Genomic DNA, 25380 nt, shown 5'->3' with positions numbered 1-25380 from the left:
TTTCCTTATTCTTAAACCGCTACATCATATTCACGCAAAGCATCGTTTAAAGATGTTTTTTTATTGGTACTTTCTTTTCTTTTACCAATAATTAATGCACAAGGCACATTGAACTCTCCTGCTGCAAATTTCTTTGTATAACTACCAGGAATTACAACAGATCTAGCAGGAACTCTCCCTTTCATTTCTACCGGCTCATTGCCAGTAACATCTATAATATTAGTACTCATTGTTAATACAACATTTGCACCTAAAACTGCTTCCTTTTCTACATGCACACCTTCTACAACAATACATCTAGATCCTACAAAAACACCATCCTCTATAATTACAGGTGCGGCTTGTAAAGGCTCTAAAACACCACCAATACCAACACCACCAGATAAGTGAACATTTTTACCAATTTGTGCACAAGAACCTACTGTTGCCCAAGTATCTACCATAGTTCCTTCATCTACATAAGCACCAATATTTACATAACTTGGCATTAAAATAGTACCTGGTGAAAGGTAAGATCCTTTTCTAGCAGACGCCCCAGGAACTACACGAACACCTTGTGCTTCGTAATCGGTTTTTAAAGGCATTTTATCATGGTATTCGAAAATACCAGCTTCTAATGTTTCCATTTTCTGAATTGGAAAATACAAAACAACCGCTTTTTTTACCCATTCATTAACTTGCCATCCGTCTGCAGTAGGTTCTGCAACTCTTAATGTTCCTTTATCTAACAAGTCAACTACTTTTCTTATAGTGTCTATAGTGTTTTGCTCTTTTAACAACTCACGATTTTCCCAAGCCGATTCTATAATTTCTCTAATTTCTTTCATCTTATTTTATTAATGTATGCAAATATAAACCTATCTAGAAAAACGAAGACGAATATACATTAATTAAACAAATTTAAACAGACTGTTAAAAATAGTAAGTCTCTTGTTTGCATCAATAATTTACAAAACAAACGACACTAAACTGATAATATTTTATTTAAAACCCAATTATTAAGTTATTCCTTTTATTTTTGCAAAAAACATTTAATTTGAGTAGAATTTTAGCAATTGATTATGGACAAAAAAGAACAGGTATTGCTGTAACAGACGAACTACAAATTATTGCTTCTGGTTTAACTACTGTAAATACTGTTGATTTAATTTCTTTTTTGAAAGAGTATATTTCTAAAAATAAAGTATCGCTTTTTGTTATTGGTAAACCGAAACAAATGAACAATACTGCCAGTGAAAGTGAAGCCTTGATTATTCCCTTTTTAAAAAAATTAGAAAAACAAATACCACAAATACCCTTATTAAGAATTGATGAGCGTTTTACCTCTAAAATGGCTTTTCAAACGATGATAGACGGTGGTTTAAATAAAAAAAAGCGTCAGAATAAAGCTTTGGTTGATGAAATTAGTGCAACTATAATTCTTCAATCTTATTTATACAATAAGTAATTAAAGCTTAAATGTTTCTTTTTTAATACAACAAAGCTTAAAATTCATAATTCAAAAATTCGTAATTCGTAATTCTTAATTGTACTTTTGCAGCGTTTAAAAATAAAAAAATGATTTTACCAGTTGTTGCCTACGGAGATCCTGTTTTACGAAAAGTAGCAGTAGAAATTGACCAAGATTACCCCGACTTAGAAATGCTAATTTCTAACATGAAAGAAACCATGTACAATGCTTCTGGTGTTGGGTTAGCTGCGCCTCAGATTGGTAAAGCAATTCGAATCTTTTTAATTGATGCTTCTCCTTTTGCAGAAGATGAAGATTTGTCTGAAAAAGACAGAAAAGTATTGAAAGAATTTAACAAAGTTTTTATCAATGCTAAAATAATTAAAGAAGAAGGCGACGAATGGGCTTTTAATGAAGGTTGTTTAAGCATCCCAGATGTTAGAGAAGATGTTTACAGAAAACCAACTATTACTATAGAATACCTAGATGAAAACTTTAAAAAACATACCGAAGTTTTAGACGGTTTAGCTGCTAGGGTTTTTCAGCATGAATATGATCATATAGATGGCATATTATTTACAGATAAACTTTCTTCACTTAAAAAAAGGTTGATAAAAAAGAAATTAGAAAACATCTCTAAAGGTAAAGTTAGAGCAGATTATAGAATGCGTTTTCCGAATGCAAAAAAAGGAAAATAATCTTAAAAAGAAATTAAAAACAAGTCTGTATCTATAAAACAGAAACTTTATTTAAGTTATATAAGCTCTCTATTTTATTGAAACAGGTTATAAAATTATACAAATGGAATTTAATAAAATTATTGCCGTAACAGGTAAACCAGGATTGTTTCAAGTAATATCTCAATCTAAAAATGCAGTAATTGCAGAATCTTTAATAGAAAATAAACGTTTGGCAATTAACGCAACTCAAAACGTTAGTTTATTAGAAAATATTGCAATTTATACTTTTGAAGAAGACGTACCTTTATTAAATGTATTTAAAGCTATGTTTGAAAATACAGCAGGTAAAGAAGCCTTGTCTCATAAAGAAAGTAGCAAGCAACTAACTGCTTTTTTTGCTGAAATTTTACCAAACTATGATGATGAAAGAGTGTATGCATCAAACATTAAAAAGGTAATACAGTGGTATAATATTCTTATTAAAGCTGGAATGGATTTTTCTAAAATAGTAGAAAATACAGAAGAAGTAGAAAAGTAGTAAATGATGAATTGTGGATGGTGAATGGTGAAGAAAATCTTCTTTTTAGTTTTCAGTTCACTTTTGCTATAATACAAAGAAAATTGCATCACTAAATTTATAAAATGAATTCTAGAAAAGCACAATTAGAAGCATTTAATCGTTTGTTAGATATTATGGATGATCTTCGAGAGAAGTGTCCGTGGGATAAAAAACAAACTTTAGAAAGCTTGCGCCATCTTACCATAGAAGAAACTTACGAGTTGGCAGATGCAATTTTAGAAGACGATTTACAAGAAATTAAAAAAGAATTAGGCGATGTGTTATTACACATTGTTTTTTATGCAAAAATTGGAAGTGAAAAGAAAGCTTTTGACATTGCAGATGTTGCCAATAATATCTCTGATAAACTAATTCACAGACATCCTCATATTTATGGCGATGTAGTTGCTGATACCGAAGAACAGGTTAAACAAAACTGGGAACAATTAAAATTAAAAGAAGGTAATACATCTGTTTTAGAAGGAGTGCCTAAAAGCTTACCTGCTGTTGTAAAAGCTAGTAGAATTCAAGAAAAGGTTGCTGGTGTTGGTTTTGATTGGGAACATCCAGCGCAAGTTTGGGAAAAAGTACAAGAAGAACTTACTGAGCTAAACGAAGAAATTAAAGCAGGAAATAAAGAAAATACTGAAAAAGAATTTGGTGATGTTTTATTTTCGATGATAAATTATGCGCGTTTTATAAATGTAAATGCAGAAAATGCGCTTGAAAAAACGAATAAAAAATTTATCAATCGTTTTCAGTTTTTAGAACAAGAAGCTAAAAAAGAAGGAAAAGAATTGTCTGAAATGTCTTTGACAGAAATGGATGTGTATTGGGAAAAATCGAAAGCTTTTTTTAAATAAGCTACAACCCTAAACTTCCATATTTCCTAAGTTTAAATTCTAAGTAATTATTTACTTTCTTTTGGATAAAATTTCGATTCTAAAAAACCCAATCCATAACCCATAAATTGTGTAAGTATGGCAAAAACACTTAGTACCGCTACATATAAACTCTTGTTTTTAAATAAAGAATCTACCAGAATTAGAAAGAAATAGCCAGCATAAACGAACAGCATTTGATAAAAGCCAAAAAACGCTAAAATGATGCTTATATCTATTCCGATAATAAATAAAGACGGAAACCAATAAGTAATCTTTGCACTTTCTGGGTAATTTTTATTTAAAATTGGCCTAGCATTACCAAAACTAAAAGTTTGTTTAAAAAATTGTGAGATTGTACTTCTCCTTTTATGATAAACAAAGGCTTCTTTTATTAGTTGTGTTTTAAACCCGCTGTTCCATAACCTATACGTTAAGTCGATATCTTCACCTGTTTTCATAGCACTAAAACCGTTGGTTTTAATAAATGCTTTTTTTGAAATACCTAAATTAAAACTTCTTGGCTGAAATTTACCGAACACCTCTTTTTTACCACGAATACCACCGGTTGTTAAAAAAGATGTCATGGCATAATTAATGGCTTTTTGTAAGGATGTAAAATTTTTATGCGCTGCATCTGGACCACCAAATGCATCTGTATAGCTAGTAGAAAGTGCTTTGTTTACTTCGACAAGATAATTTTTAGGAACAAGTACATCTGAATCTAAAATAATAAAGTAATTACCAGAAGCTTTTTGCATTCCGAAATTTCTACTTGCTCCTGCTCCACTATTTTCTTTGTAAAAATATTTTAAATCTAAGCTATTTTCGTATGTACTAGCAATCACATCACTTTTTAAATCCGAGCCATCTTCTACTAAAATCACTTCAAAATCTTCTGAAAAATTTTGTTGAGTAAGGCTGGTTAATAATTCATCAATTTCTTGAGGGCGATTATAAACTGGTATTATGATTGAATAGTTAGGTTTCAAGATACTAAGTAAGTATTTTATTTTTAATGTTTGTAAATGTAAAAAATATAATGTTACTTTTCTACATTTCTAATTCTTAAAAAGCCCCTAGCCCTGATTGAAACGGCATCCTTTTTATAATTTAAACATCTCTTTTAAAGAAGCCCTATTTTTGATAAGTAGTATTTAAAGGTAAGCCTTAAAATTATAAAAAGATATAGTGAAAAGCAGGAAAATGCTTCAAAAAAAATTATTCAAATTTCTCCATTACTGCATCACTTACACCCATATTAGAAAATCCGCCATCGTGAAATAGGTTTTGCAAGGTTACCTTTTTTGTTAAGTCTGAAAACATAGAAATGGTATAATCTGCACAATCGGCAGCAGTAGCATTGCCTAAAGGACTCATTTTTTCTGAATAGGCAATAAAACCGTCAAAGCCCTTAACACCAGTACCTGCAGTTGTTGGTGTGGGCGATTGAGAAATGGTGTTTACACGCACCTTAAAATCTCTACCAAAAAAGTAGCCAAAACTACGTGCAACAGACTCTAAATACGCTTTATTATCTGCCATATCATTGTAATCTGGAAACACTCTTTGCGCAGCCATATAGGTTAAAGCTACAATTGAACCCCAGTTTTTCATGGCTTTTTTATGATACAAAACATTGAGTACTTTATGAAAAGAAACGGCTGAAACATCTAAGCCTTTAAAGGTAAAATCGTAATTAGGATCTGTATAAGGTTTGTTTTTTCTAACATTTACAGACATGCCAATAGAATGCAAAACAAAGTCTATTTTACCCCCTAAAATTTCCATCGATTTAACAACTAAATTTTCTAAATCTTCTACAGATGTTGCGTCTGCAGGTATTATTTGAGCGTTCGTTTTTTTAGCCAATTCCTCTAAATTACCCATTCTTATTGAAGCAGGTGCATTTGTTAATACAAATTCTGCTCCTTGTTGGTATGCTTTTTCGGCTGTTTTCCAGGCTATAGAATGTTCGTTTAGAGCTCCAAAAATAATTCCTTTTTTTCCTTGTAGTAAATTTTGCATCTTGGGTAATAGTTTGTGTTTACCGGTTTAGTAAACTCTAATCGTTAATTTAATAATTCTTTTGCATGGGTAATTGCACTCTCTGTAATATCTTTTCCGCTTAACATTTCTGCAATTTCTTTTACGCGTTCTTCATTAGAAAGTTGCTTTAAGTTAGTGGTAGTAATACCGTTAACTTCTTCTTTATAAACTTTGTAATGACTGTTTCCCTTTGCAGCTATTTGTGGTAAATGAGTAATAGCAATTACTTGCATGTTTACACTCATTTGTTGCATTATAGCGGCAATTTTGTTAGAAACTTCGCCTGAAACACCTGTATCTATTTCATCAAAAATAATTGTGGGTAATTGTGTATTAGTAGACAACACTTTTTTTACAGAAAGCATAATTCTAGATAATTCTCCGCCAGAGGCCACCTTTTTTAACTCGCCAAAGCTTCCTCCTTTGTTCGCAGAAAACAGAAACTCTAATTGATCTTTTCCGTTGGAATGATACTCTTTAGTTTCTTTTATGTTTATAGAAAAACGCGCATTTGCCATACCCAAGTCTGCTAGTAAATTTTCTAACTCTTTTTTTAGTTTTGGAATGGCTGTTTTTCTTGCTTTAGAGATTTTATCTGCAAGAACATCAAGCTTGTCTTTTACATTTTTAATGGCTGCATTTTTGTTTGACAAATCTTCTTCTGCAGAGGCTACTTTTTGCACCTTGTTTGATAATTCTTCAAAAACTTGTAAAAGTTCTTGATTCGAATTTACATAATGTTTTTTCTGTAAATTATAAAGCAACTGTAACCTATCATTAACTTCTTGTGCTTCGTTTGGATTAAAATCTACATTTTCATTAGCATCTTCTAATTCTGATACAATATCATCTACTTCTATTTTTACAGAAGTAATTCTATCTGAAATTTCTTGATACTCTTTTGAGTAACTAGCAATTTTAGATAATTTATGTTCTAATGTATTTAGTAAGTTTTGAAGCCCTATTTCTTCATTTATAGAAAGCTCTAAAGCTTCCGATAAATTTTCTTTAATATCTTCTATATTGGTTAATTTCTCTAACTTTAATTCTAATTCCTCTTGTTCATCAACAACAATTTTTGCTTCTTCTAATTCTGTAAACAAGTGTAAATTATAATCGTATTGTTGGTTTGCTTCTTTTTGCTGTAACTCTAAATTTTGTAATTCTTTTCTTAAAGTGCTTAATTGTAAGAAACCTCTTTGGTAAGATTCAATCTTACTTTTATTATTTGCTAAAGCATCTAAAATTTCAAACTGAAAAGAAACATCAGACAACTCTATGGTTTGATGCTGAGAATGCACATCTATTAGTTTGGTTCTTAACTCATTTAACACCGTTAAAGTAACCGGAGTATCGTTTATAAAAGCTCTAGATTTACCAGAAGGTAAAATTTCTCGTCTAATAATAGTCTCTGGCTCATAATCTAAATCTACATCTTCAAAAAAAGCTTGTAAGTTATAATTTGAAATCGCCATTTTAGCTTCTACAATACATTTACTAGTAGTATCTTTTAACGAAGATAAATCTGCTCTATTACCTAAAACTAAGCCCAAGGCACCTAAAAGAATGGATTTACCAGCACCTGTTTCTCCTGTAATTATAGACAGTCCCGAAGAAAAATCAATAGTTAATTTATTGATTAATGCGTAGTTATTTATAGAAAGTTGTGTTAACAAATTGACTAATTTTTAGAAGTTAAAATTAGTGAAAAATGCATCAATTTTAAAGAGTTTTTAAAATTAAAGTTTTAATTAATGTTCTTCCACTTTGAGTTATTATTGGTCGAAATTTTTCTAACAACTTGTAGTAATTTATTTTTATTTCTTGTAGAAGAAACATCTTCAGAGTAAATATTTACAATTTCGTCTGCTTTAGCATCAAAAAACAATCTAATTAAATAATTACCAACTGTTTTATTGTAAAGACTTTCTAAAGATATAACTGCATTTTCTATGGATTGGGTTGCTAAATTTTTGTTGATGTAAAAATTGTCTAAACCTAATCTGTGATAGTCATAAAGAGTCGTTCTAAAACCTGTTAGCTTTGATGATAATAGATTATCAATTAATAAAAATCGATTTTGTTTACCCACAACATTTTGCCAAGAAGACAAACCACTTTGTTGGGCCTGTAACATAACATTTTGAGCTTCTTTTAAATAAGTATCTCCTCCGTTTTTACTAAAAGTATCTGCATCTGTTCCTAAAATAATATTAACATAAAAAACAATGGTAGAAATTAAATTACTATCAAAAGAGTTTTTGTTATAAATTAAAGGATCAAATTCATTGTATTTAAAACGGAATTCGTTGTCTTTTATATTAAGTATTGGCGTTGCATACGAAGCACCATAAACAGGTCTTGTAGATTGTATTTGCAAGGTTGCATTAAAATTATTATTATCTCTAGAGGTAACAATTATGGTAAAGGCACAATCTATTCTTTCTTCAGGCGCCACCTCATTATTAGTCCATTTTGTTTGATTAACAAATTCTGTTAATGCCGTTTGAAGTGTTTTAAAAACTTGCGTATTAGAACCTTGTACCTGATTATAATTTACCGTAACCAAGCTATTTAATTCTTGCGAATTAAGACTAATTATTGAAAAAAATAAGATTAAAAATGATACAATTTTACGCATATTCAAATTTATATTGTGTCTGGTCGAGCGCAGTCGAAACCTTATTAATAAACCTCTCGACTGCGCTCGAGGAAACAAAATTACTAAGAAATTCTTAAAACAATTTCGTCCATAATATCTTTAGCAACTGCTACTTTAGATTTTAATTCAAAATGCTTTTCATTATAATCACTATCAATAATAGTAATTTTATTGGTATCTGTTGCAAAACCAGCACCTTTATCTTGTAAAGAATTTAAAACAATTGCATCTAAGTTTTTTCGTTTTAATTTTCCTTTGGCATTTTCAATTTCATTATTGGTTTCTAAAGCAAAACCTACTAAAAATTGTTGTTTTTTAATTTCTCCCAAAGAAGCTAAAATATCTTTTGTTGGAGTCAATTTAATATCTAACGTTGCTTCTTTCTTTTTTATTTTCTGAGTTGCAATATTTTTTGGTTTGTAATCTGCAACTGCTGCTGCAAGAATAGCAATATCTACTTTACTAAAATGAGTATGCGCTGCTGTGTACATCTCTTCTGCAGAAACAACATCAATTCTATGTACTAAAGAGTTTGTTATTTTTTGATTGGTTGGCCCTGCAATTAAATAAATCTCTGCACCTAAATTTGCTGCTGCCTCTGCCAATGCAAATCCCATTTTACCTGAAGAATGATTGCCAATAAAGCGAACAGGATCTATAGCTTCATAAGTTGGGCCAGCTGTTAATAAAAGCTTTTTCCCTTTTAAAGGTAGCTTTTCTAAAATGTCATTTTCTATAAATGTGACAATATCTTGTGGCTCTGCCATTCTACCTTTACCAACCAAACCACTTGCTAGTTCACCAGAGGTTGCAGGAATTAAAATATTTCCGAAAGATTGTAACGTTTGAAAACTTTTGGTAGTTGATGGATGAATGTACATGTCTAAATCCATCGCCGGCGCAAAATACACAGGGCATTTAGCAGATAAATAAGTAGCTAATAATAAATTATTACAAGTACCATTTGCCATTTTAGACAAGGTATTGGCAGTTGCGGGCGCAATTAACATTAAATCTGCCCATAGACCTAAATCTACATGATTGTTCCACAATTCATTTTCTTCCTCTTTTTCATAAAAGGTAGAATTTACAGGGTTTTTAGAAAGTGTAGAAAGTGTAAGGGGTGTTATAAAATCTTTAGACGCAGGAGTCATTACTACTTTGACTTCTGCGCCTAATTTAATAAATAATCTAACAAGTGATGCAGACTTATATGCTGCAATACCTGCCGAAATTCCTAAAAGGATTTTTTTACCTCTTAAAACAGACATTATTCTGTTTCTGGTGTTCTAAAATATACTTTGTCATTTAACCATTCTTCAACAGCTATTGCAGTTGGCTTAGGTAAACGCTCGTAAAATTTAGAAACCTCTATTTGTTCTTTGTTTTCAAAAACTTCTTCTAAACTATCATTATAAGTTGCAAATTCTTCTAATTTATCAACTAACTCTTTTTTTAAATCTTCATTTACTTGAGTTGCTCTTTTTGCAATAATAGAAATAGCTTCATAAATGTTTTGAGTTGGAGACTCAACTTCATTCTTATTATAAGTAATAGTACTTAATGCTGCTTTTGTATCTTTATAATCCATAATTAGTTATTATTTCTTTTGTAAACTATTTAATTCTTTTTGTTTTGCTTTTGCTACTAAATCAGTCACAAAAACCTCTTCTTTATTAAGCGTTGCTAACATTTTGTCTGCTTCTTCTAAAAATTGAGATTCTGGGTAATTTCTTACAAGTTTCTCATACGCTTCTTCGGCATCTTTTATACGCTCTAGCTTTCTTCTAAAAGTACTTTTTAAAACAAAATCATGTGCTGCTTTTAAACGATAAAACAATGCTTCTTCTTTAAATTCTGACCCTAAGTAATCTGATAATAAGTTGTCGAAAGCTTGTATTGCCGCTTTATAATTACGTAAATCATAATCTGCAGTTCTGTAATATGTTTTTGCAATTTCAAAATATTTCTTTTGCAACTTATACCTTAGCTCTTTATAGTTTGCATTTGCATCTTCTATTTTATCAGAATCTGGATATTCATTTATAAAACTTTGAAAAGCTTCTAAAGCTTTGTTTGTATCTGTAGGATCTAAACTAAAACTTGGCGATGCTAACTTATAGCTATATGCAGATAAAAAAGCTGCCTCTTCTTTCTTAGAACTTTTTGGGTAATTTTTAGCAAATCGATCAAAATAATAACCAGAAATACTATAATTTTTTTCGTTAAAATTAGATTGAGCTACCATAAAAGAAATACGTTCCATTTGAGGTTTACCCCTGTAAGCTGGAGTAATTTTCTCGAATAAACGCAACGCCTTACTGTACTTATTGGCTTCATACATTTTTGTAGCCATTTTATACTGATCTTCTGTAGTACCTTTGTTTAAAATTTTTTGATATTCACCACATGAAACAAACAGTAGTGAAAACATCAATAAATACGCTAAATTTTTAATTTTTTGCATCGGGCAAAATTAGTGATTAATTATGGATAAATAAAAGAAATTATTTTTTCTTAAAACAAATTCTATTTTAGAAATAAAATACTTCTAAAATATAATCAAATAAAAGCTTTAAAATAAAACAACATCACAGCTATTGTGCTATCTTTTGCTGCAAATGAATACAAAATAAGAGAAATCTGATATTAAAAATATGTTAATATTAAAGTTGTTAAGAATAAATTAATAATTTTCTTTTTTACAAAAAATCTGTTGTAAGATAGAAAACTAATCTACTTAAATATCAATTCAACAAAAATACTTTACTCAATAACTAAAATGATTTGATGAATTTTTTAATTTTTTGAGTTAAGCCTTCACTTGCTGTAACTAAAGGTAAACGAACCTCATTGGTAGTAATTTGCAACTCTTTTAAAACTGCTTTTATACCTGCCGGATTATTTTCTTCAAAAATTAAATCAATGATATCCATCATTTTATAATGAATGTCATAACCGTCTTTATTATTCCCTTGTAAACCGTGGTTTATCATTGTCGAAAACTGCTTCGGAAAAGCTTGCCCTATAACAGAAATAACACCCGACCCACCAGCTAAAGTGGTTCCAAAAGCCAAATCATCATCCCCAGAAATAATTAAGAAGTCTTTTGGTTTGTCTTTAAGTAGCGTGTAATATTGTTGCATATTATTACCTGCTTCTTTTACGGCAATTACATTTAAAAAATCATTTGCCAATCTTAATGTTGTAAATGGCTCCATGTTTTTTGCGGTTCTGCCTGGCACATTATAAAGTATTATTGGCAATTCGGTTGCCTCTGCAATTGCCTTAAAGTGCTGATAAAACCCTTCTTGAGTTGGCTTACTATAATAAGGAGCTACAGATAAAATAGCATCAATACCTGTAAAGTTTCTCGATTTTAATTCTGAAACTACTAAACTAGTATTGTTTCCACCAACACCAAGTACCAACGGTAAACGTTTGTTATTTGCTTTTATAATTGTAGCAATAATTTCTTCTTTTTCTTCATTGGTAATAGTACCACTCTCGCCTGTTGTACCATTAATTACCAAGTAATCAATACCGTTTTCAATATTAAAATTGACAAGTTTTGTTAGTGCATCAAAATCTAAACTTAAATCTTCTTTAAAAGGGGTAACCAATGCAACTCCGGTACCAATAAATTTTTGCATTCTATTAAATTTTAGACTGTAAAATTACAATATATAGATGAATATTATTAGGTAAACTTTATATTCTTACAAAGAATAAACAAGATTATTGTAAAAGTTTAATTTTATAGTTTTTTAAGTATTTGAAGGTATTTTTTTATTTCTGTTAAGAAAGAATTTACGCTTGTAATTTGCTCTACTACTTCAATTTCAAATAGCTCTGAGTTTACACCAGAAAAACCTACTTTAAAATCTGCTTCAGATAAAACAGTTGCTAATTCTAGATATAAATGAGAACTGTTATAAACACAAATTAGCAGGTCGAATGGCTCTTGTATAAAGTTTTGAAAACTTGGATTGATAATATTACCAGACCAATCAAACTCTTTTTCGGTAAAATGCTTGTAAGAACTTTCTTGCAGTTTCTCAAAGTTTCTAAAACTAAACATTTTGCTATTTCTTACTCCGAATACAGTTTCTACTTCTGCTTGTAAATCTTGATTATTAGATATGCTATCTAATGTTAAAATACCTACTTTTTTTATTTCTTTTATAGGCTGCGAAATAACAGATTGCTTATTTAAAATCTCTTTTAAAAGTCTTTTTTTAAGCCTAGCCTCTTTTAATTTATGAAAGTTAAAAATATTGAATAGCATTTAAAATAAAATTAATTAGTTGCAACTTCTAGCAAAATAAATTGGGTAAGTTGCTTACCATATTTCTGAAAATTATCATCAGAAACTAATAACAACGTTTTAGAACCGTTCTTTAAGTTAGGGCCAAATGTAATACCTTCTATATTATCGACAATTGAATCTGTTAAATTATTTCTTAAAGTATCAAAATCTAATAACAATCGCTTCTTTAAGGGAGTAAAACCGTGTCCGTTAAGTGTTTCTAACTTTAAAACATCTGTTACTTGGTCATCTACATGAGCATCAAATATTCTTACAATATTACCATGCGATCCATAGCCACTTTGGTAAGTTCTTTCTACTATAAAAAACTTATTTTTAGCATATTCTAAAATAGCGGTAACTCCATTTAAATTAATATTGCCTTTAGCTGGTTTGGTAATGTTTTCTAGTTGATAAGCAAATTGCTTGGTTGCTAAACCAGAATTATTATCAAAATAGGTAATTCTTACTGGCGATACTGTTCTTTTAAACGTTGCCTCTACTCCATCTTTTTTTAAAACACCTTCCATAGCTACCCAAAAACCGTTTGCATCAAATGACTTTGCAGACCCTTCAAAAACAGCATTATGTTGTATGTTTTCTAATTTTTGAAACGATAATGGCAACTCGAAGCTTCTTAAAAACTGTCCTTGTAAATTTGTTTTAAAAACCAGTGGTTTTTTATAGTTTTTGATTGATCCTTCGCTAATAAAATTAATTTCTTGTGTAGTTTCATCAACAAAAATAGATTCTAAATCGAGGCTATTTTCTTTGTAAAAACTTGTTAAAGAATCGTTTAATAAAATGCTGTTTTCAAAATTAATACTCTTAATTTTTTGTTGTTCAATGCTAATATTTGCTTTTAAAAAACGTGGTTTTATAGCATCATCAACTACAAAATAATACATTCCGTTTGCATAATCTACCCCAGATAAGCCGCCTATCAGGTCATTTTTAAACAATAACGAATCTTTTATAACAAACTCATCTAAAAAATTTAGCTGAGTAACTGTTGCTGTTTTTTGTTTGTTACAACCAACAAAAAATAAACTAATAATACTGTATAAAAAAAGGTTTTTCATTCAACTAATATTAAATCAGAAATACAACAGGTAAATTTGTTCTATAAAAAATTACAATCTTCTTCTATTGTCTTCAGATTGTGTGTCAATTAATTTATTAAAAGGATCTACACCAACCTCAACAGGCTTCTCATCAACAATAATAATTACTTTATTGTTAATTTCTGTAATTTTATGTTTTTGTAAATAAAGCACTTTCTCTATTTTTTTACCATCAACTTCTACCTCTGTAAAAATACCAAGGTCTATATAATCTGCCAATGGCACCGATAAAATTGGTTTTTTCATTTTGTCTGTTTTATAAGACAAAGTGTCGCCAACTTGCTCTCCATAATAACGCTTTCCTTTTTCGTCGTTTCTATATTTAGATACTTCAAATGCTATTTCTACTTCATATTTACCGTTTTCTAATTCGGTATATTTTACCTCTAAAATTCTATTTCTATATAAAGTAATGGTTTCAAACATGTCTTTAATTACATACTGCAACGTGTCTGGTGTAACTGCTTTTATGTGGTTTACCATTTCTACAGATGTTGTATATGGTGCTTCTTGAAAGGCCACTTTTTCTACATATTTTTTTAAGGCGCCATTCAACTTCTCTTCACCAATATAATCACTTAGAGCATAAAACACCAAAGAGCCTTTTTGGTAGCGAATATACCCTTGCCCATCATTGTACATTAAAGCATTTTCTCTTTTTCTTTCTAGGGTTCTCTGTAATAAATAATCATCTAAGGCTTTCTTTAAAAAAGTTCGCATTTTTTCTTTTCCTTGTTGATGCTCTAATACTTTTAACGCAACATATTCAGACAAACTTTCAGACAACATGGTTGCACCTAAAACATCGGCTCCAATAACTTGATGCGCCCACCATTGATGTGCTACTTCATGCACGGTAACCGCAAAAGGATAATCTACACCATCATCATTTTTATCATCCACATCTGCAATAAATCCAAAGCCTTCAGAAAACGGAATTGTATTTGCAAAAGATTGTGCAAAAGTACCCTGCGTTCTCGGAAATTCTAAAATTCTTAATTGCTTATGTTGATACGGACTAAAATTATCTGCATTGTATTTTAAGGAAGCTTTCATTCCCTTCATCATTCTATCTAAATTATAAGTATGTGGTTTGTGATAGTAAATTTCTAAACTAATTCCGTTCCAAATTTCTTTTTTTACTTCATATCTGGCAGAGTTAAATGCATAGAAATTTAACATTTTACTATCCATTTTATAATGGAAATACTTACGCCCATTTGCAACCCATTCTTTTTGTAAATAACCTGGCGCAATGGCTATTTGATCTTCGGATGTAGAAACCGTTGCCTCGAAGTCTATCCAATCAGAATCTTTAGAAATATACGTATTATTTAAGGCCAAAGAATCTGAAGGATGAGGACGTAAATTATTTTTGGGTAAATTGTATTTCTCTCTTGTTTTATCGTCTCTTAATTCTCCTTGAGAAGAATACCCTAAAGAAGGAAACATTGAAAAATTACTAATAAATGTCCCGTTTTTTCTTACGGATGAGTTTCTTCTGTAAATAGTATTTTGCTTACTTTTTATGGTTAATGATAGTTGTAAACTATCTCCTGGTAAAATTTTATCTTTAAAGTGATACATATCGAAATGCTGAATAGTATCTTCTAAAACTAAAGTGTTTGGCTTGTTAAATTTAAAGGTACTCTCTAAAGAATTATGATTTAAAAATAGCGTATCTATTGCTTTATCTGTTTTATTTACCAAGGTAAAAGTAGCGGCAGCATCGAACATATTTTTATTAGGAAAAATATTTACATCAGTAGTAACCCCAACAATTCTTGGTTGAGCATAATTTTCATATTTTTTATAGTCTTTTTCCCAATTAACGCTTCTTAGTTCTGCTTCTTTAGAAGATGTTCTTTTAAGCTTAGTTCCGGTAGCTGCATAAATTGAAATTCCGAATGCTAAAAAGGCACTCATCAAAAACATAAAACTAATTAGTGCAACGCCTTTAAATCTTCTTCTAGCAATGGTAAACCTTTCTACAAAAGAATTCGGTATACCGCGCACCCAGAATAAAAAAGAAACGACTAATAAAATAAGACCGCCTAAAAGCCAATACAATTTATACGTTAAATAAGGCTGTAAAACACCATAACCATTCATATCAGAATAATTATAACCAGGACCTTGATTAAATTTAAAAATTGCTTGCTCTATCCCTGCCAAAGATAAAAATGGCATTCCGATAGATATTACCAACAAAACAAATAGTCCTAAATAAGGGTTGCCAATTAAGGTTTGAATAAATATAGATAATAATGCCCAAATTAAAAGGCTTGCAAAGTTTAAAAAATAAAGTTCAAAAAGATAGTGCCCAATTTCAAAATTATAGAATCCTTTATACATTTGAAATAAAACACCCGCAAACATAATAACCGCCAATAAAATTAGCTGCATTTTTATCAAAGCTATTAGTTTGGAGAATAAAAGAGTCCAATTCGGAATTGGTGTTGCATCTACCAAATGATTAATTTTTGCAATTTTTGCTCTATGCACTAACATACCTGCGTATAAAAACGTACAAATATTTATAGAGGCAAAGAAAACCGAACTTAAACTCAAGGTTTTCCAGGTTACTGGTAATGTAGAAGTACCAAAAATATTACCAACCTCAGAGAGTGTTACTACAATAAGCACAAGACCCACTAAAACAATCGATATAAAAGGCCAGCTTTTTATTATGTACCTAAAATCTATGTTTGATAATTGCCACGTTGTCTTTAAATTTTGAGAAGTAGAAAAATTATATGCTACTTTTGGTAATTTAATTCTAGTTATACCACTAAAATTAGTTTTTGTTACTCTTTCTGCCCTTTGTTTTTTAAAGGAAATAGAAATTGCATTCTGGCTAAATGTAAAAAACTTATACACCAAACCAAAAATTAAAGAGGCTATTGCCAACCATAATAAACGATTGTAAACAATCATTTCTTTTAGCGGTATTTGCAATTCGTTCTGCTCAGCGGGTGTCCAATATTTTGTGTAATAATTAGACGCAGCTGCACCAAAAGGATCTAAAATTGCAGCCAATGTTCTATGCTCTGGTTCAGAAAGTAAACTTTCTAAAACTCCCTGCCCAAACATTAAAATAATTACCGTTATAAAACCTGCAGCAATGTTTCTTGTAAAAGCAACTACTGCAAAAACAATAGCACCAAATAACAAAACATTTGGTAAAATAAATACAACATAAGTTTGCAAATAGGTAATTGCATTAAAAGCGCCAACAATATCTGAATTTGTACCCGGAAAACGGAACCCAATAATCATACCCAATGCAATAGAAAACACAATAATTGAAACAACGACTATTGAACTAAAAAACTTTGCAAATAAATAATTTGCCTTGGTAAAAGGGTACGAATATAATATGGTATGCATTTCACTTTTAAAATCTCTAAAAACAGAAACGCCAACAATAGACGGAAATAAAAAGAATATAAAAATGGTTAACGCATTAAACAAACTAGAAACACCTATGGGCGAATTTACAATTCTAGAAGAACCTGTAGTTGCTGTTATGCTATCAAAAAAACCAGCAGATGCTGCCGATAAAAAGAAGGCTAAAATGATAAAAATACTTATGTAAATATAAAATGCTGGTTTAGAAAACCAATATTTTAATTCTTGTTTAAAAATTGTTAAAAACATAAAATTTGTGTAAAAGTTGTACTGTTAAAATGTGTAATTGCTAGTTTTATTTGTGTTTAAAATTTCTCCAAAAAAAAGAAACATAAAAAACGTATTTCTTTTAAAAACTTACAACTAACTTAAACTTGCTAAAACAGGTTCATCTTGTTTTAACGCTATAAAATAAACATCATCTAATTGTGGTGTTGCTGCAACAAAATCTTCGGATGGTTTTTCTTCGGAATGCACTCTAATATTTAACGAATTGTCTTGATTGTAGTTTGATGATAAAATATTAAATTTCAGCTCATTATCTTCTAACTCTTCTCTTTTAATTACCTTGGTCCAGATGGTATTTTCAATTTCTTTTGTTGCTTCTTGCGGTGTGGTATGTTTTAATATTTTACCTCCATTTAAAATAGCCATTTCATTACACAACTCTTTTACATCTTCTACAATATGTGTCGAAAAAATGACCGTTGTATTGGTACCAACCTCTCGTAAAACATTTAAGAAACGATGTCTCTCTGCAGGATCTAAACCAGCAGTTGGTTCATCAACAATAATTAATTTCGGGTTGTTTAAAAGCAGTTGTGCAATACCAAAACGCTGCTTCATACCACCAGAATAACCTGCAACATGTTTATTTCTTACATCGTATAAATTGGTAATTTCTAAAACTTCTTTTACAATTGCTTTTCTGTCAGATACTTTAGAAATACCTTTTAAAGTAGCAAAATAATCTAACAAATCTTGTGCAGACATTTTTGGATATACCCCAAAAGATTGCGGCAAATACCCCAATACTTTTCTTAAAGACATGTTGTCTTCTAAAACATCAATATCGCCAAAGGTAATTTTACCAGAATCCGGACTTTGTAATGTTGCAATCGTTCTCATTAAAGAAGATTTTCCTGCACCATTAGGCCCAAGCAAACCAAACATACCTGTGCCAATTTCTATACTTAGATTGTCTATTGCTTTTACGCCATTCTTATAAGTCTTGGTTAAATTTTCTATTACTAGCTTCATATTTTTGTTTTTAAAAAAATTAGTATCTGGTTTGTGTAAAAGTAAGCACTTTTGTTACAGTTTTTTATGATTTTTTTAATGTAAATGATAAAAAATGGTTTTATTTTTACAGAAACAAAGAAAAACAAAACATTTATAAAATTATATAAAATGGCAACAAAATCAATTTTAAATAAAAAATCTTTAGACTTTTTAGAAAAATATTTAAACAATGCCGCTCCTACTGGCTATGAATGGGAAGGACAGAAAATCTGGATGGATTACCTAAAGCCTTATGTAGACGAATTTATTACCGATACCTATGGTTCTGCAGTTGGGGTTATCAATCCAGACGCAAAATACAAAGTTGTAATTGAAGGACATGCAGATGAAATTTCTTGGTATGTAAATTATATTTCTGATAACGGATTGATATATGTAATCAGAAACGGAGGCTCAGATCATCAAATAGCACCTAGTAAAATTGTAAATATCCATACTAAAAACGGTATTGTAAAAGGTGTTTTTGGTTGGCCAGCAATACACACAAGAGACAAAGCAAATGAGCAAGCACCAAAACCAGATAACATTACAATAGATACGGGTTGTGCTACTAAAGAAGAAGTAGAAGCTTTGGGAATACACGTGGGTTGTGTTATAACCTACCCAGATGAATTCCATATTTTAAACAAAAACAAATTTGTTTGTAGAGCTTTAGATAACAGAATGGGTGGCTTTATGATTGCCGAAGTTGGTCGACTTTTAAAAGAGAACAATATTAAACTTCCTTTTGGCTTGTACATTACCAACTCTGTACAAGAAGAAATTGGTTTGAGAGGTGCAGAAATGATTACACAAACCATAAAACCAAATGTTGCCATTGTTACCGATGTAACCCACGACACAACCACACCAATGATAGATAAAAAATCTGCGGGACATTTAGAAATAGGAAAAGGACCTGTTATTGCATATGCACCAGCTGTGCAACAAAAATTACGAGATTTAATTACAGAAACTGCCGAGGCTAAAAAAATTCCTTTTCAGCGTTCTGCATTGTCTAGAGCTACAGGTACAGACACAGATGCTTTTGCATACAGTAATGGTGGTGTTGCCTCTGCTTTAATTTCTTTACCTTTAAGATACATGCATACCACTGTAGAAATGGTGCATAGAGAAGATGTAGAAAATGTAATTAAAATGATTTACGAAACCTTATTAAATATTAAAGACGGAGAAACGTTTTCTTATTTTGAATAAAAAAATCTAATTATGAATTACGAATTCATAATTCGTAATTCATAATTTTATATATGGACGAACTCATAGACATCTTAACTGCAGAAGGAAAACCAACTGGCAAAACTGCTTTAAAGTCTGAAGCTCATAAAAATGGTTGGTTTCATGCAACAGTGCATATTTGGTTGTTTACTGCTGATGAAAAAATAGTACTGCAAAAAAGAGCTCTTACAAAAAAGGTGTTTCCGGGGTTGTGGGATATTTCTGTAGCAGGCCATATTGGTGCCGGAGAGACTATTATAAACGCAGCCAAAAGAGAGGTTTTTGAAGAAATTGGTTTACAATTAGAAACAAAAGACCTCATTAAAATTGGCACAAGAATTCATCAAATTAGTCATAAAAACGGAATTATAGACAACGAACACCATCATGTATTTATGGCTGAACTTAAAGTTTCTATTTCCGAATTATCAATTCAAAAAGAAGAAGTAGACGCCATTCAACTGTTTGAACTATCAACCTTAATAAATACTAAAAAGTTAGAAAACGTATTGCTTTCTGAGTTTCATGAGTATTATTGTAGTGTCTATAACAAAATTCATCAACAAATAAAATAAAGATGAAAAATACCATTGCAGAACGTGTTTTTGACTTCTTAAAAGATTTCCCTCCTTTTAATTTATTATCTAAGAGTAAAGTTCTAGAAATAGCTTCGGAAGTAAAAATTATATATTTAGAAAAAGGGAAAGTTCTTTTTAATCAGAATGATACAAATCATAACCATTTTTATGTAGTAAGAAATGATGGTATTAGCTTATACAAAAATTCAGAAAACGAGAAAACACTAATTGATACTTGTGATGGTGGAGATGTATTTGGCCTAAGACCTTTAATTAGTAAAGAAAACTATTTATTAGATGCCATTGCAAATGAAGAATCTATCGTTTATGGTATTCCTATTACTATTTTTGAAACCGAAATTGAAAACAATATAAAAGTTAATAAATATCTTATAACCTCATTTGCTTCAAAATCTTTTGACCCCTACACAAGTGAACAAAATAATAATGTATTTACAGATTATATTACAAAAGATAATTTAGCAACTACCAATTTACATTCTGTTAATTACACAAAAAAACCATTAAAATGCAGTGTAAAATCGACCATAAAAGAAGCTGCTATAAAAATGAGTACTCAAAAAATTGGTTGTATAGTTGTGGTTGATGAAGCATGTATGCCTATAGGAATTATCACAAATAGCGATATTAAAAACAAAATTGCAACAGGTCTTTTTCCAATTGATGCATCCGTAAAAAAGATTATGTCATCTCCAGTTATTACACAATCAAAAAACCTTACTGTTTTAGATGCTCAGTTACAAATGATTAAACATAATGTTGGCCATTTGTGTATTACAGAAGACGGCACAAGTAACTCTAAATTAATTGGTATTTTAACAAATCATGATGTTTTAGCCTCGTTAGGAAACAATCCTACGGTTATTTTAAAAGAAATTAAACGTGCTAAAAAAATAAAGGAAATTAGAAACACTAGAAACAAGGCAAACCAACTTCTAAAATCTTATTTAGAACAAAATATACCGTTATCTCATATTTCTAAAATTATTTCGGAAATAAACGACGGAGTAACAATTCGAGTTATTGAACTTTCTTTAAAAAAGATGGATACTCCTCCGCCTGTAGAATTTTCTTGGTTAGCCCTAGGTAGTCAAGGAAGAAAAGAGCAACTTTTATATACAGACCAGGATAATGCTTTAATTTTTGAAGATGTAGATAAAAATCAACTTGAAGAAACCAAAAATTATTTCTTAAAATTAGCAGGTCATATAACAAAATATCTTCATAAAATTGGATATGAATATTGTCCTGCAGAGATGATGGCTAGCAACCCTAAATGGTGTTTATCTTTAACTGAATGGAAAAACCAATTTAACAATTGGATTATTAATGTTGATGAAAAAGCTATTTTATTATCTTCAATTTTCTTTGATTACAACCATATTTACGGAAAAAGTTCTATGGCAAAAGAATTAACAAAGAGTATTTTTAAAACGCTAAATGAAAGAAACTTATTATTTATGTATCTGGGTAAAGAAGCCATTGCCAGTCCGTCTCCTCTAGGTTTTTTTAAACAATTTTTAGTAGAAAATAATGGTGATAAAAAAGATTCATTTAACATAAAGAAAAGAGCCTTAATGCCGTTAATTAATGCTGCTAGACTTCTAGTTTTATCAAAAAATATTTCTGAAATTAATAATACTGCACAACGTTTTGAAAGGTTAGCAGAATTGGAGCCACAAAACAAAGAGTTATATCAATCTTGTTCCTATGCATTTAAAGCTTTATTAAAATTTAAAACCAAACAAGGAATATTGCATAACGATTCTGGCAAATTTATTCAGTTAGAATCTTTAACAAAAGAAGAAAAATTAAAACTGAAAAGAACTTTTAAGCCTATTAGAGAAATTCAAGAGGTACTTTCTGTAAGATTTAATTTAAAAGCATAATGACTATGAAATTTAATCTATTTCGTAAAAAAGAAAAACACAATTTACCTACTTATTTTAAAGAGTATCAAGAAAGTATTTTAAAGACTCAAAAACTACCAATAGCAGAAACTAGATTTATTGTTTTTGATACTGAAACCACTGGTTTCTCTCATAAAACAGACCGAGTTCTGTCTATAGGTGCAGTCGCTGTAATAAATAATACTATTAATGTAAATGATAGTTTTGAAGTTTATGTAAAACAGCAAATATTTAAAGCAGAAACAGTACCAATTCACGGCATACTAAAAGAAGGTCGTATTGATAAAATTACAGAACTAGCTGCACTAAAACTTTTCTTAAAGTATATTAACAATGCTGTTTTAGTTGGTCATCATATAAATTTTGATGTACAAATGATTAATGAGATTCTAAAGAGAAATAAGCTACCAAAGCTACTAAACAAAACAATAGATACAGGTTATTTATTTAAAAAATCGAAACACATAGTTTATCAAATTGAAGAAAAAAATTATACTTTAGATAATTTGTCTGATGAATTAAATATTTCTAAAAGCGATAGACATACCGCCAGCGGAGATGCTTATATTACAGCAATCGCTTTCTTAAAAATTCTTTCTCGTTTAAACACAAATGACACTCTAAAGTTTAGAGATTTATTAAAAAACTAAATAATTTTTTAACTTAATTAACTGATTTTTAAAAACGAATCTGCTAATCTACCTTTACTTAGTATAGATAAAGTAAATTCTTCTGCAGATTATATATCCTTTATGTCTTCTTTATAAAACACTTAGCTATAAAATAAATAGCTGCTTTATAAAATACTCTTGCTTTTACAACATAGACTAGCAGTTACACAACATTAAGGGTTTACCTACCTAAGAAGCCTTTTACCTTTGTATTAAATTCCTCAATATTTAATACAATGATTTTTAAAAAAAATAGTATTCTACTTTTTATAACTTTCTTTTTTAGCATTTGCTACATAAATGCTCAAGATTTAATTACTCTTTCTGGGCATCAAGATTTTAAATTGCTAACCATTGGAGATGAAAGAGGTAATGCTCCGGGAACTCTAAATTTAATTACAACTTTAAAACACGAGGCTACACAACAAAAATTAGGCTTTTATGTATTTGGTATCGATTACGAAAAAGCAAATATTAAAGATGGTTATGAAAGATATAGCGGTTTTGTAGGCTATACCTTTAACTTTGTTTTTAATGATCCTAAATTAAAAATAACACCTGCAATTAATTACGGAAAAATAGTACGAAGAGGCAAAACTTCTTCAAGTATCTCAGGCACAATTCAAACTGCCTATAATGTTAGCAAAAAAGTAAGATTAAGCACCAAATTTCAATACAAACAAAGATCTGATTTAAAAATAGCCTACAACTTAAACGTTGTTCGTTCTAGTTTTTTTGTCGGTTTAGAAATTGCTTTGTTCGAAACTAAAAAAACAGGATGTAGCCTTTAAATTTTAGCTTGATAGGTATACAAATCGTAATACCTGCCTTCTTTGGCAATTAACTCATCGTGCGTACCTCTTTCTGCAATTTTACCTGCTTCAATTACCAAAATTTGATCTGCTTTTTTTATAGTACTCAATCGATGTGCAATTACAATCGTAGTTCTATTTTTAACCAATTCAGACAAACTTTTTTGAATTAAAGCTTCGCTTTCGGTATCTAAATTAGAAGTAGCCTCATCTAAAATAATAATTTTAGGATTTGCTAATATAGCTCTAGCGATAGCCAATCGCTGCCTTTGTCCGCCAGATAATTTTACCCCTCTTTCTCCTATTAAAGTATCTAAACCATCTTCAAATCGATCTGTAAATTCGTTTACATAAGCCGCTTTTACTGCATTTAGTAACTCTTCTTCGGATGCATTTGGTCTTGGGAATAATATGTTTTCTCTAATTGTACCTTCAAATAAAAACTCGTCTTGTAAAACCACTCCCAAATGTTTTCTAAAACTAGCTAGCTTAATAGTAGCCATGTCTTTATGATCTATCGTTATTTTTCCTGAATTAGGATTTAAAAATGTTGCAGACAAACCTGCAATCGTAGATTTACCAGATCCCGAACTACCAACCAAAGCAGTTACCGACCCAGCAGGAACTTTAAAATTAAGATTGTGCAATACTTCTTTTCCTTTTTCATAAGCAAAAGACACATCTTCAAAAATAATTTCTCCTTGAGTCTCTGTTAATTCAACTGTTCTATGTTCATCATCTTCTTCGGCAGTCATATTCATTAACTCTTCTGTTCTATCTAAACCTGCCAAAGCTTCTGTTAACTGACTACCAATATTACTCATTTGCACGATGGGCGCTACCATAAAAGCAAGTAAAAAAGTAAACTGAATAAAATCTCCAAAAGTTAAGGTGCCTTGCATCATAAAATAACCACCAATTCCCATAACTCCAGTAGTTGCCAAACCAATTAAAAAGGTAGATGAACTTGTCATGATAGCAGTAGCTGTCATCGATTTTTTTACATTGATAAAAATTTCTGCAACTCCTTTTTCGAAAATTTTTGTTTCTTGCTCTTCTGCATTAAACGCTTTTATAACTCTAATACCTCCTAAAGTTTCTGTTAAACGTCCTTTTACTTCTGCATTTATTTTTCCTCTTGCTCTAAAAATAGGACGAATGTATTTAAACGATTTTAAGGCAATAAGTCCAAATATCGATAAAGGCACAAAGGTAAAAACCGTCATCCAGACATTCATTTTTAATAAAATTACCAAGGTTAATATGGCTGTAAACGAGCCACCGATTAATTGTACTAAACCTGTACCAATTAAATTTCTAACACCTTCTACATCTGTCATAATTCTAGAAACCAATGCACCCGATTTTGTGTTATCGAAAAAACTAATCGGTAAAGACAATACTTTTTTCTGAACCTGTGCTCTTAATTCTGATATTAAATACTGTGCTTGAATGCTTAATACTTTTGTTAATAAAAAAGAAGTAATTGCTTGTACTGATATGGCACCAATTACTATTAAAATTAAGGTATATAATTGGTTAAAATCTTTATTAGGAACTACTTCATCTAACAAAACCTTACTTTGTAAAGGCAAAACAAAACCAGATAAACTTCTAATAATTATTAAAATTAAACCGATAAAAACCAAGTTTCTTCTGGGCCAAATAATGGTTTTAAAAGCTTGTTTTAAAGTTACTTTTGGTTTTCTTTTATCTTTTTTTGATTCTTGTAAGTGTTTCATA

At 30.2% G+C, this 25380-nt stretch carries 23 protein-coding genes; 9 read left to right on the top strand and 14 right to left on the bottom strand.

The annotated features are described in order from the left end of the window. Positions 1 to 11: 11 nt before the first annotated feature. Entirely contained in the window at positions 12 to 827 is an 816-nt protein-coding gene (locus Q0678_RS00440) for a 2,3,4,5-tetrahydropyridine-2,6-dicarboxylate N-succinyltransferase (RefSeq protein WP_299052368.1), read from the bottom strand. A gap of 209 nt (positions 828 to 1036) precedes the next feature. Here Q0678_RS00440 and ruvX point away from each other — a divergent pair, with 209 nt between their 5' ends. The 4 genes from ruvX (at position 1037) to mazG (ending at position 3552) form a co-directional block, all read left to right on the top strand. Then, positions 1037 to 1447: a Holliday junction resolvase RuvX gene (gene ruvX / locus Q0678_RS00435; protein ID WP_299052365.1), complete on the top strand. Its 411-nt coding sequence runs from the start codon at positions 1037 to 1039 to the stop codon at positions 1445 to 1447. A gap of 110 nt (positions 1448 to 1557) precedes the next feature. After that, the gene (gene def, locus Q0678_RS00430) at positions 1558 to 2148 is read left to right on the top strand and encodes a peptide deformylase (RefSeq protein WP_299052363.1); all 591 of its coding nucleotides are present in this window, start codon (positions 1558 to 1560) and stop codon (positions 2146 to 2148) included. Between the two features lie 103 nt (positions 2149 to 2251). Then, positions 2252 to 2668 (top strand): DUF5606 domain-containing protein, encoded by a 417-nt coding sequence (locus tag Q0678_RS00425; protein WP_299052361.1) that lies wholly within the window; start codon positions 2252 to 2254, stop codon positions 2666 to 2668. Positions 2669 to 2772: 104 nt separating this feature from the next. After that, positions 2773 to 3552: a nucleoside triphosphate pyrophosphohydrolase gene (gene mazG, locus Q0678_RS00420; RefSeq protein ID WP_299052359.1), complete on the top strand. Its 780-nt coding sequence runs from the start codon at positions 2773 to 2775 to the stop codon at positions 3550 to 3552. A 47-nt stretch (positions 3553 to 3599) separates the two neighbouring features. On the opposite strand, the gene Q0678_RS00415 is transcribed toward mazG, so the two are convergent. The 12 genes from Q0678_RS00415 to Q0678_RS00360 all read right to left on the bottom strand — a co-directional run bounded on the left by Q0678_RS00415 (position 3600) and on the right by Q0678_RS00360 (position 18385). After that, positions 3600 to 4562, bottom strand: coding sequence for a glycosyltransferase (locus Q0678_RS00415; RefSeq protein WP_299052356.1), 963 nt, complete (start codon positions 4560 to 4562; stop codon positions 3600 to 3602). Between the two features lie 229 nt (positions 4563 to 4791). Continuing rightward, on the bottom strand, positions 4792 to 5598 hold the full coding sequence (locus Q0678_RS00410; RefSeq protein ID WP_299052354.1) for an SDR family oxidoreductase: 807 nt from the start codon (positions 5596 to 5598) through the stop codon (positions 4792 to 4794). A gap of 44 nt (positions 5599 to 5642) precedes the next feature. Next, positions 5643 to 7295: a DNA repair protein RecN gene (gene recN / locus Q0678_RS00405; protein WP_299052352.1), complete on the bottom strand. Its 1653-nt coding sequence runs from the start codon at positions 7293 to 7295 to the stop codon at positions 5643 to 5645. 71 nt (positions 7296 to 7366) lie between these two features. Then, positions 7367 to 8260 (bottom strand): DUF4835 family protein, encoded by an 894-nt coding sequence (locus tag Q0678_RS00400; protein ID WP_299052350.1) that lies wholly within the window; start codon positions 8258 to 8260, stop codon positions 7367 to 7369. A gap of 83 nt (positions 8261 to 8343) precedes the next feature. Further along, positions 8344 to 9552 carry a bifunctional phosphopantothenoylcysteine decarboxylase/phosphopantothenate--cysteine ligase CoaBC gene (gene coaBC / locus Q0678_RS00395; protein WP_299052348.1) on the bottom strand — a complete coding sequence of 403 codons (1209 nt, stop codon included), beginning with the start codon at positions 9550 to 9552 and terminating at the stop codon, positions 8344 to 8346. Next, entirely contained in the window at positions 9552 to 9872 is a 321-nt protein-coding gene (locus tag Q0678_RS00390) for a DNA-directed RNA polymerase subunit omega (RefSeq protein ID WP_299052346.1), read from the bottom strand. The genes coaBC and Q0678_RS00390 overlap by 1 nt, the downstream gene beginning before the upstream one ends. A 9-nt stretch (positions 9873 to 9881) precedes the next feature. Then, positions 9882 to 10748, bottom strand: coding sequence for an outer membrane protein assembly factor BamD (locus Q0678_RS00385; RefSeq protein WP_299052344.1), 867 nt, complete (start codon positions 10746 to 10748; stop codon positions 9882 to 9884). 310 nt (positions 10749 to 11058) lie between these two features. Further along, positions 11059 to 11934: a 4-hydroxy-tetrahydrodipicolinate synthase gene (gene dapA, locus Q0678_RS00380; protein ID WP_299052342.1), complete on the bottom strand. Its 876-nt coding sequence runs from the start codon at positions 11932 to 11934 to the stop codon at positions 11059 to 11061. A gap of 104 nt (positions 11935 to 12038) precedes the next feature. Then, entirely contained in the window at positions 12039 to 12569 is a 531-nt protein-coding gene (locus Q0678_RS00375; RefSeq protein WP_299052340.1) for a hypothetical protein, read from the bottom strand. A gap of 11 nt (positions 12570 to 12580) precedes the next feature. After that, entirely contained in the window at positions 12581 to 13672 is a 1092-nt protein-coding gene (locus Q0678_RS00370; protein ID WP_299052338.1) for an esterase-like activity of phytase family protein, read from the bottom strand. A gap of 51 nt (positions 13673 to 13723) precedes the next feature. Continuing rightward, entirely contained in the window at positions 13724 to 17374 is a 3651-nt protein-coding gene (locus Q0678_RS00365; protein WP_299052336.1) for a M1 family aminopeptidase, read from the bottom strand. Between the two features lie 114 nt (positions 17375 to 17488). Next, positions 17489 to 18385 carry an ABC transporter ATP-binding protein gene (locus Q0678_RS00360; protein ID WP_299052334.1) on the bottom strand — a complete coding sequence of 299 codons (897 nt, stop codon included), beginning with the start codon at positions 18383 to 18385 and terminating at the stop codon, positions 17489 to 17491. Positions 18386 to 18535: 150 nt separating this feature from the next. Between Q0678_RS00360 and Q0678_RS00355 the strand changes: the two genes are divergently transcribed. The 5 genes from Q0678_RS00355 (at position 18536) to Q0678_RS00335 (ending at position 23616) form a co-directional block, all read left to right on the top strand. Next, complete coding sequence (locus Q0678_RS00355) at positions 18536 to 19624, top strand: M42 family metallopeptidase (protein ID WP_299052332.1); 1089 nt, start codon at positions 18536 to 18538, stop codon at positions 19622 to 19624. Between the two features lie 53 nt (positions 19625 to 19677). Further along, positions 19678 to 20220 (top strand): NUDIX domain-containing protein, encoded by a 543-nt coding sequence (locus Q0678_RS00350; RefSeq protein WP_299052330.1) that lies wholly within the window; start codon positions 19678 to 19680, stop codon positions 20218 to 20220. Between the two features lie 2 nt (positions 20221 to 20222). Further along, on the top strand, positions 20223 to 22133 hold the full coding sequence (locus Q0678_RS00345; RefSeq protein WP_299052328.1) for a DUF294 nucleotidyltransferase-like domain-containing protein: 1911 nt from the start codon (positions 20223 to 20225) through the stop codon (positions 22131 to 22133). 5 nt (positions 22134 to 22138) lie between these two features. Further along, positions 22139 to 22804, top strand: coding sequence for a PolC-type DNA polymerase III (locus Q0678_RS00340; protein WP_299052325.1), 666 nt, complete (start codon positions 22139 to 22141; stop codon positions 22802 to 22804). A 257-nt stretch (positions 22805 to 23061) separates the two neighbouring features. Then, positions 23062 to 23616, top strand: a complete 555-nt coding sequence (locus Q0678_RS00335) for a hypothetical protein (RefSeq protein ID WP_299052323.1) — start codon at positions 23062 to 23064, stop codon at positions 23614 to 23616. Here Q0678_RS00335 and Q0678_RS00330 read toward each other — a convergent pair. Next, on the bottom strand, positions 23613 to 25379 hold the full coding sequence (locus Q0678_RS00330; protein WP_299052321.1) for an ABC transporter ATP-binding protein: 1767 nt from the start codon (positions 25377 to 25379) through the stop codon (positions 23613 to 23615). The two genes, Q0678_RS00335 and Q0678_RS00330, sit on opposite strands and share 4 nt — an antisense overlap. Between the last annotated feature and the right edge of the window lies 1 nt (position 25380).

The organism is uncultured Polaribacter sp. (assembly GCF_947497125.1).
GTDB lineage: Bacteria > Bacteroidota > Bacteroidia > Flavobacteriales > Flavobacteriaceae > Polaribacter.
The sequence above is the reverse complement of the archived record's forward strand: the minus strand, read 5'-3'. Positions and strand labels throughout refer to the sequence as shown.

What these genes read in the sequence shown, in the direction of transcription:
- Q0678_RS00440 (WP_299052368.1), bottom strand. Translation starts at nt 827, where the DNA reads ATGAAAGAAATTAGAGAAATTATAGAATCGGCTTGGGAAAATCGTGAG.
- def (WP_299052363.1), top strand. Translation starts at nt 1,558, where the DNA reads ATGATTTTACCAGTTGTTGCCTACGGAGATCCTGTTTTACGAAAAGTA.
- Q0678_RS00425 (WP_299052361.1), top strand. Translation starts at nt 2,252, where the DNA reads ATGGAATTTAATAAAATTATTGCCGTAACAGGTAAACCAGGATTGTTT.
- mazG (WP_299052359.1), top strand. Translation starts at nt 2,773, where the DNA reads ATGAATTCTAGAAAAGCACAATTAGAAGCATTTAATCGTTTGTTAGAT.
- Q0678_RS00410 (WP_299052354.1), bottom strand. Translation starts at nt 5,598, where the DNA reads ATGCAAAATTTACTACAAGGAAAAAAAGGAATTATTTTTGGAGCTCTA.
- Q0678_RS00400 (WP_299052350.1), bottom strand. Translation starts at nt 8,260, where the DNA reads ATGCGTAAAATTGTATCATTTTTAATCTTATTTTTTTCAATAATTAGT.
- coaBC (WP_299052348.1), bottom strand. Translation starts at nt 9,552, where the DNA reads ATGTCTGTTTTAAGAGGTAAAAAAATCCTTTTAGGAATTTCGGCAGGT.
- Q0678_RS00390 (WP_299052346.1), bottom strand. Translation starts at nt 9,872, where the DNA reads ATGGATTATAAAGATACAAAAGCAGCATTAAGTACTATTACTTATAAT.
- Q0678_RS00385 (WP_299052344.1), bottom strand. Translation starts at nt 10,748, where the DNA reads ATGCAAAAAATTAAAAATTTAGCGTATTTATTGATGTTTTCACTACTG.
- dapA (WP_299052342.1), bottom strand. Translation starts at nt 11,934, where the DNA reads ATGCAAAAATTTATTGGTACCGGAGTTGCATTGGTTACCCCTTTTAAA.
- Q0678_RS00375 (WP_299052340.1), bottom strand. Translation starts at nt 12,569, where the DNA reads ATGCTATTCAATATTTTTAACTTTCATAAATTAAAAGAGGCTAGGCTT.
- Q0678_RS00370 (WP_299052338.1), bottom strand. Translation starts at nt 13,672, where the DNA reads ATGAAAAACCTTTTTTTATACAGTATTATTAGTTTATTTTTTGTTGGT.
- Q0678_RS00365 (WP_299052336.1), bottom strand. Translation starts at nt 17,374, where the DNA reads ATGTTTTTAACAATTTTTAAACAAGAATTAAAATATTGGTTTTCTAAA.
- Q0678_RS00360 (WP_299052334.1), bottom strand. Translation starts at nt 18,385, where the DNA reads ATGAAGCTAGTAATAGAAAATTTAACCAAGACTTATAAGAATGGCGTA.
- Q0678_RS00355 (WP_299052332.1), top strand. Translation starts at nt 18,536, where the DNA reads ATGGCAACAAAATCAATTTTAAATAAAAAATCTTTAGACTTTTTAGAA.
- Q0678_RS00350 (WP_299052330.1), top strand. Translation starts at nt 19,678, where the DNA reads ATGGACGAACTCATAGACATCTTAACTGCAGAAGGAAAACCAACTGGC.
- Q0678_RS00345 (WP_299052328.1), top strand. Translation starts at nt 20,223, where the DNA reads ATGAAAAATACCATTGCAGAACGTGTTTTTGACTTCTTAAAAGATTTC.
- Q0678_RS00340 (WP_299052325.1), top strand. Translation starts at nt 22,139, where the DNA reads ATGAAATTTAATCTATTTCGTAAAAAAGAAAAACACAATTTACCTACT.
- Q0678_RS00335 (WP_299052323.1), top strand. Translation starts at nt 23,062, where the DNA reads ATGATTTTTAAAAAAAATAGTATTCTACTTTTTATAACTTTCTTTTTT.
- Q0678_RS00330 (WP_299052321.1), bottom strand. Translation starts at nt 25,379, where the DNA reads ATGAAACACTTACAAGAATCAAAAAAAGATAAAAGAAAACCAAAAGTA.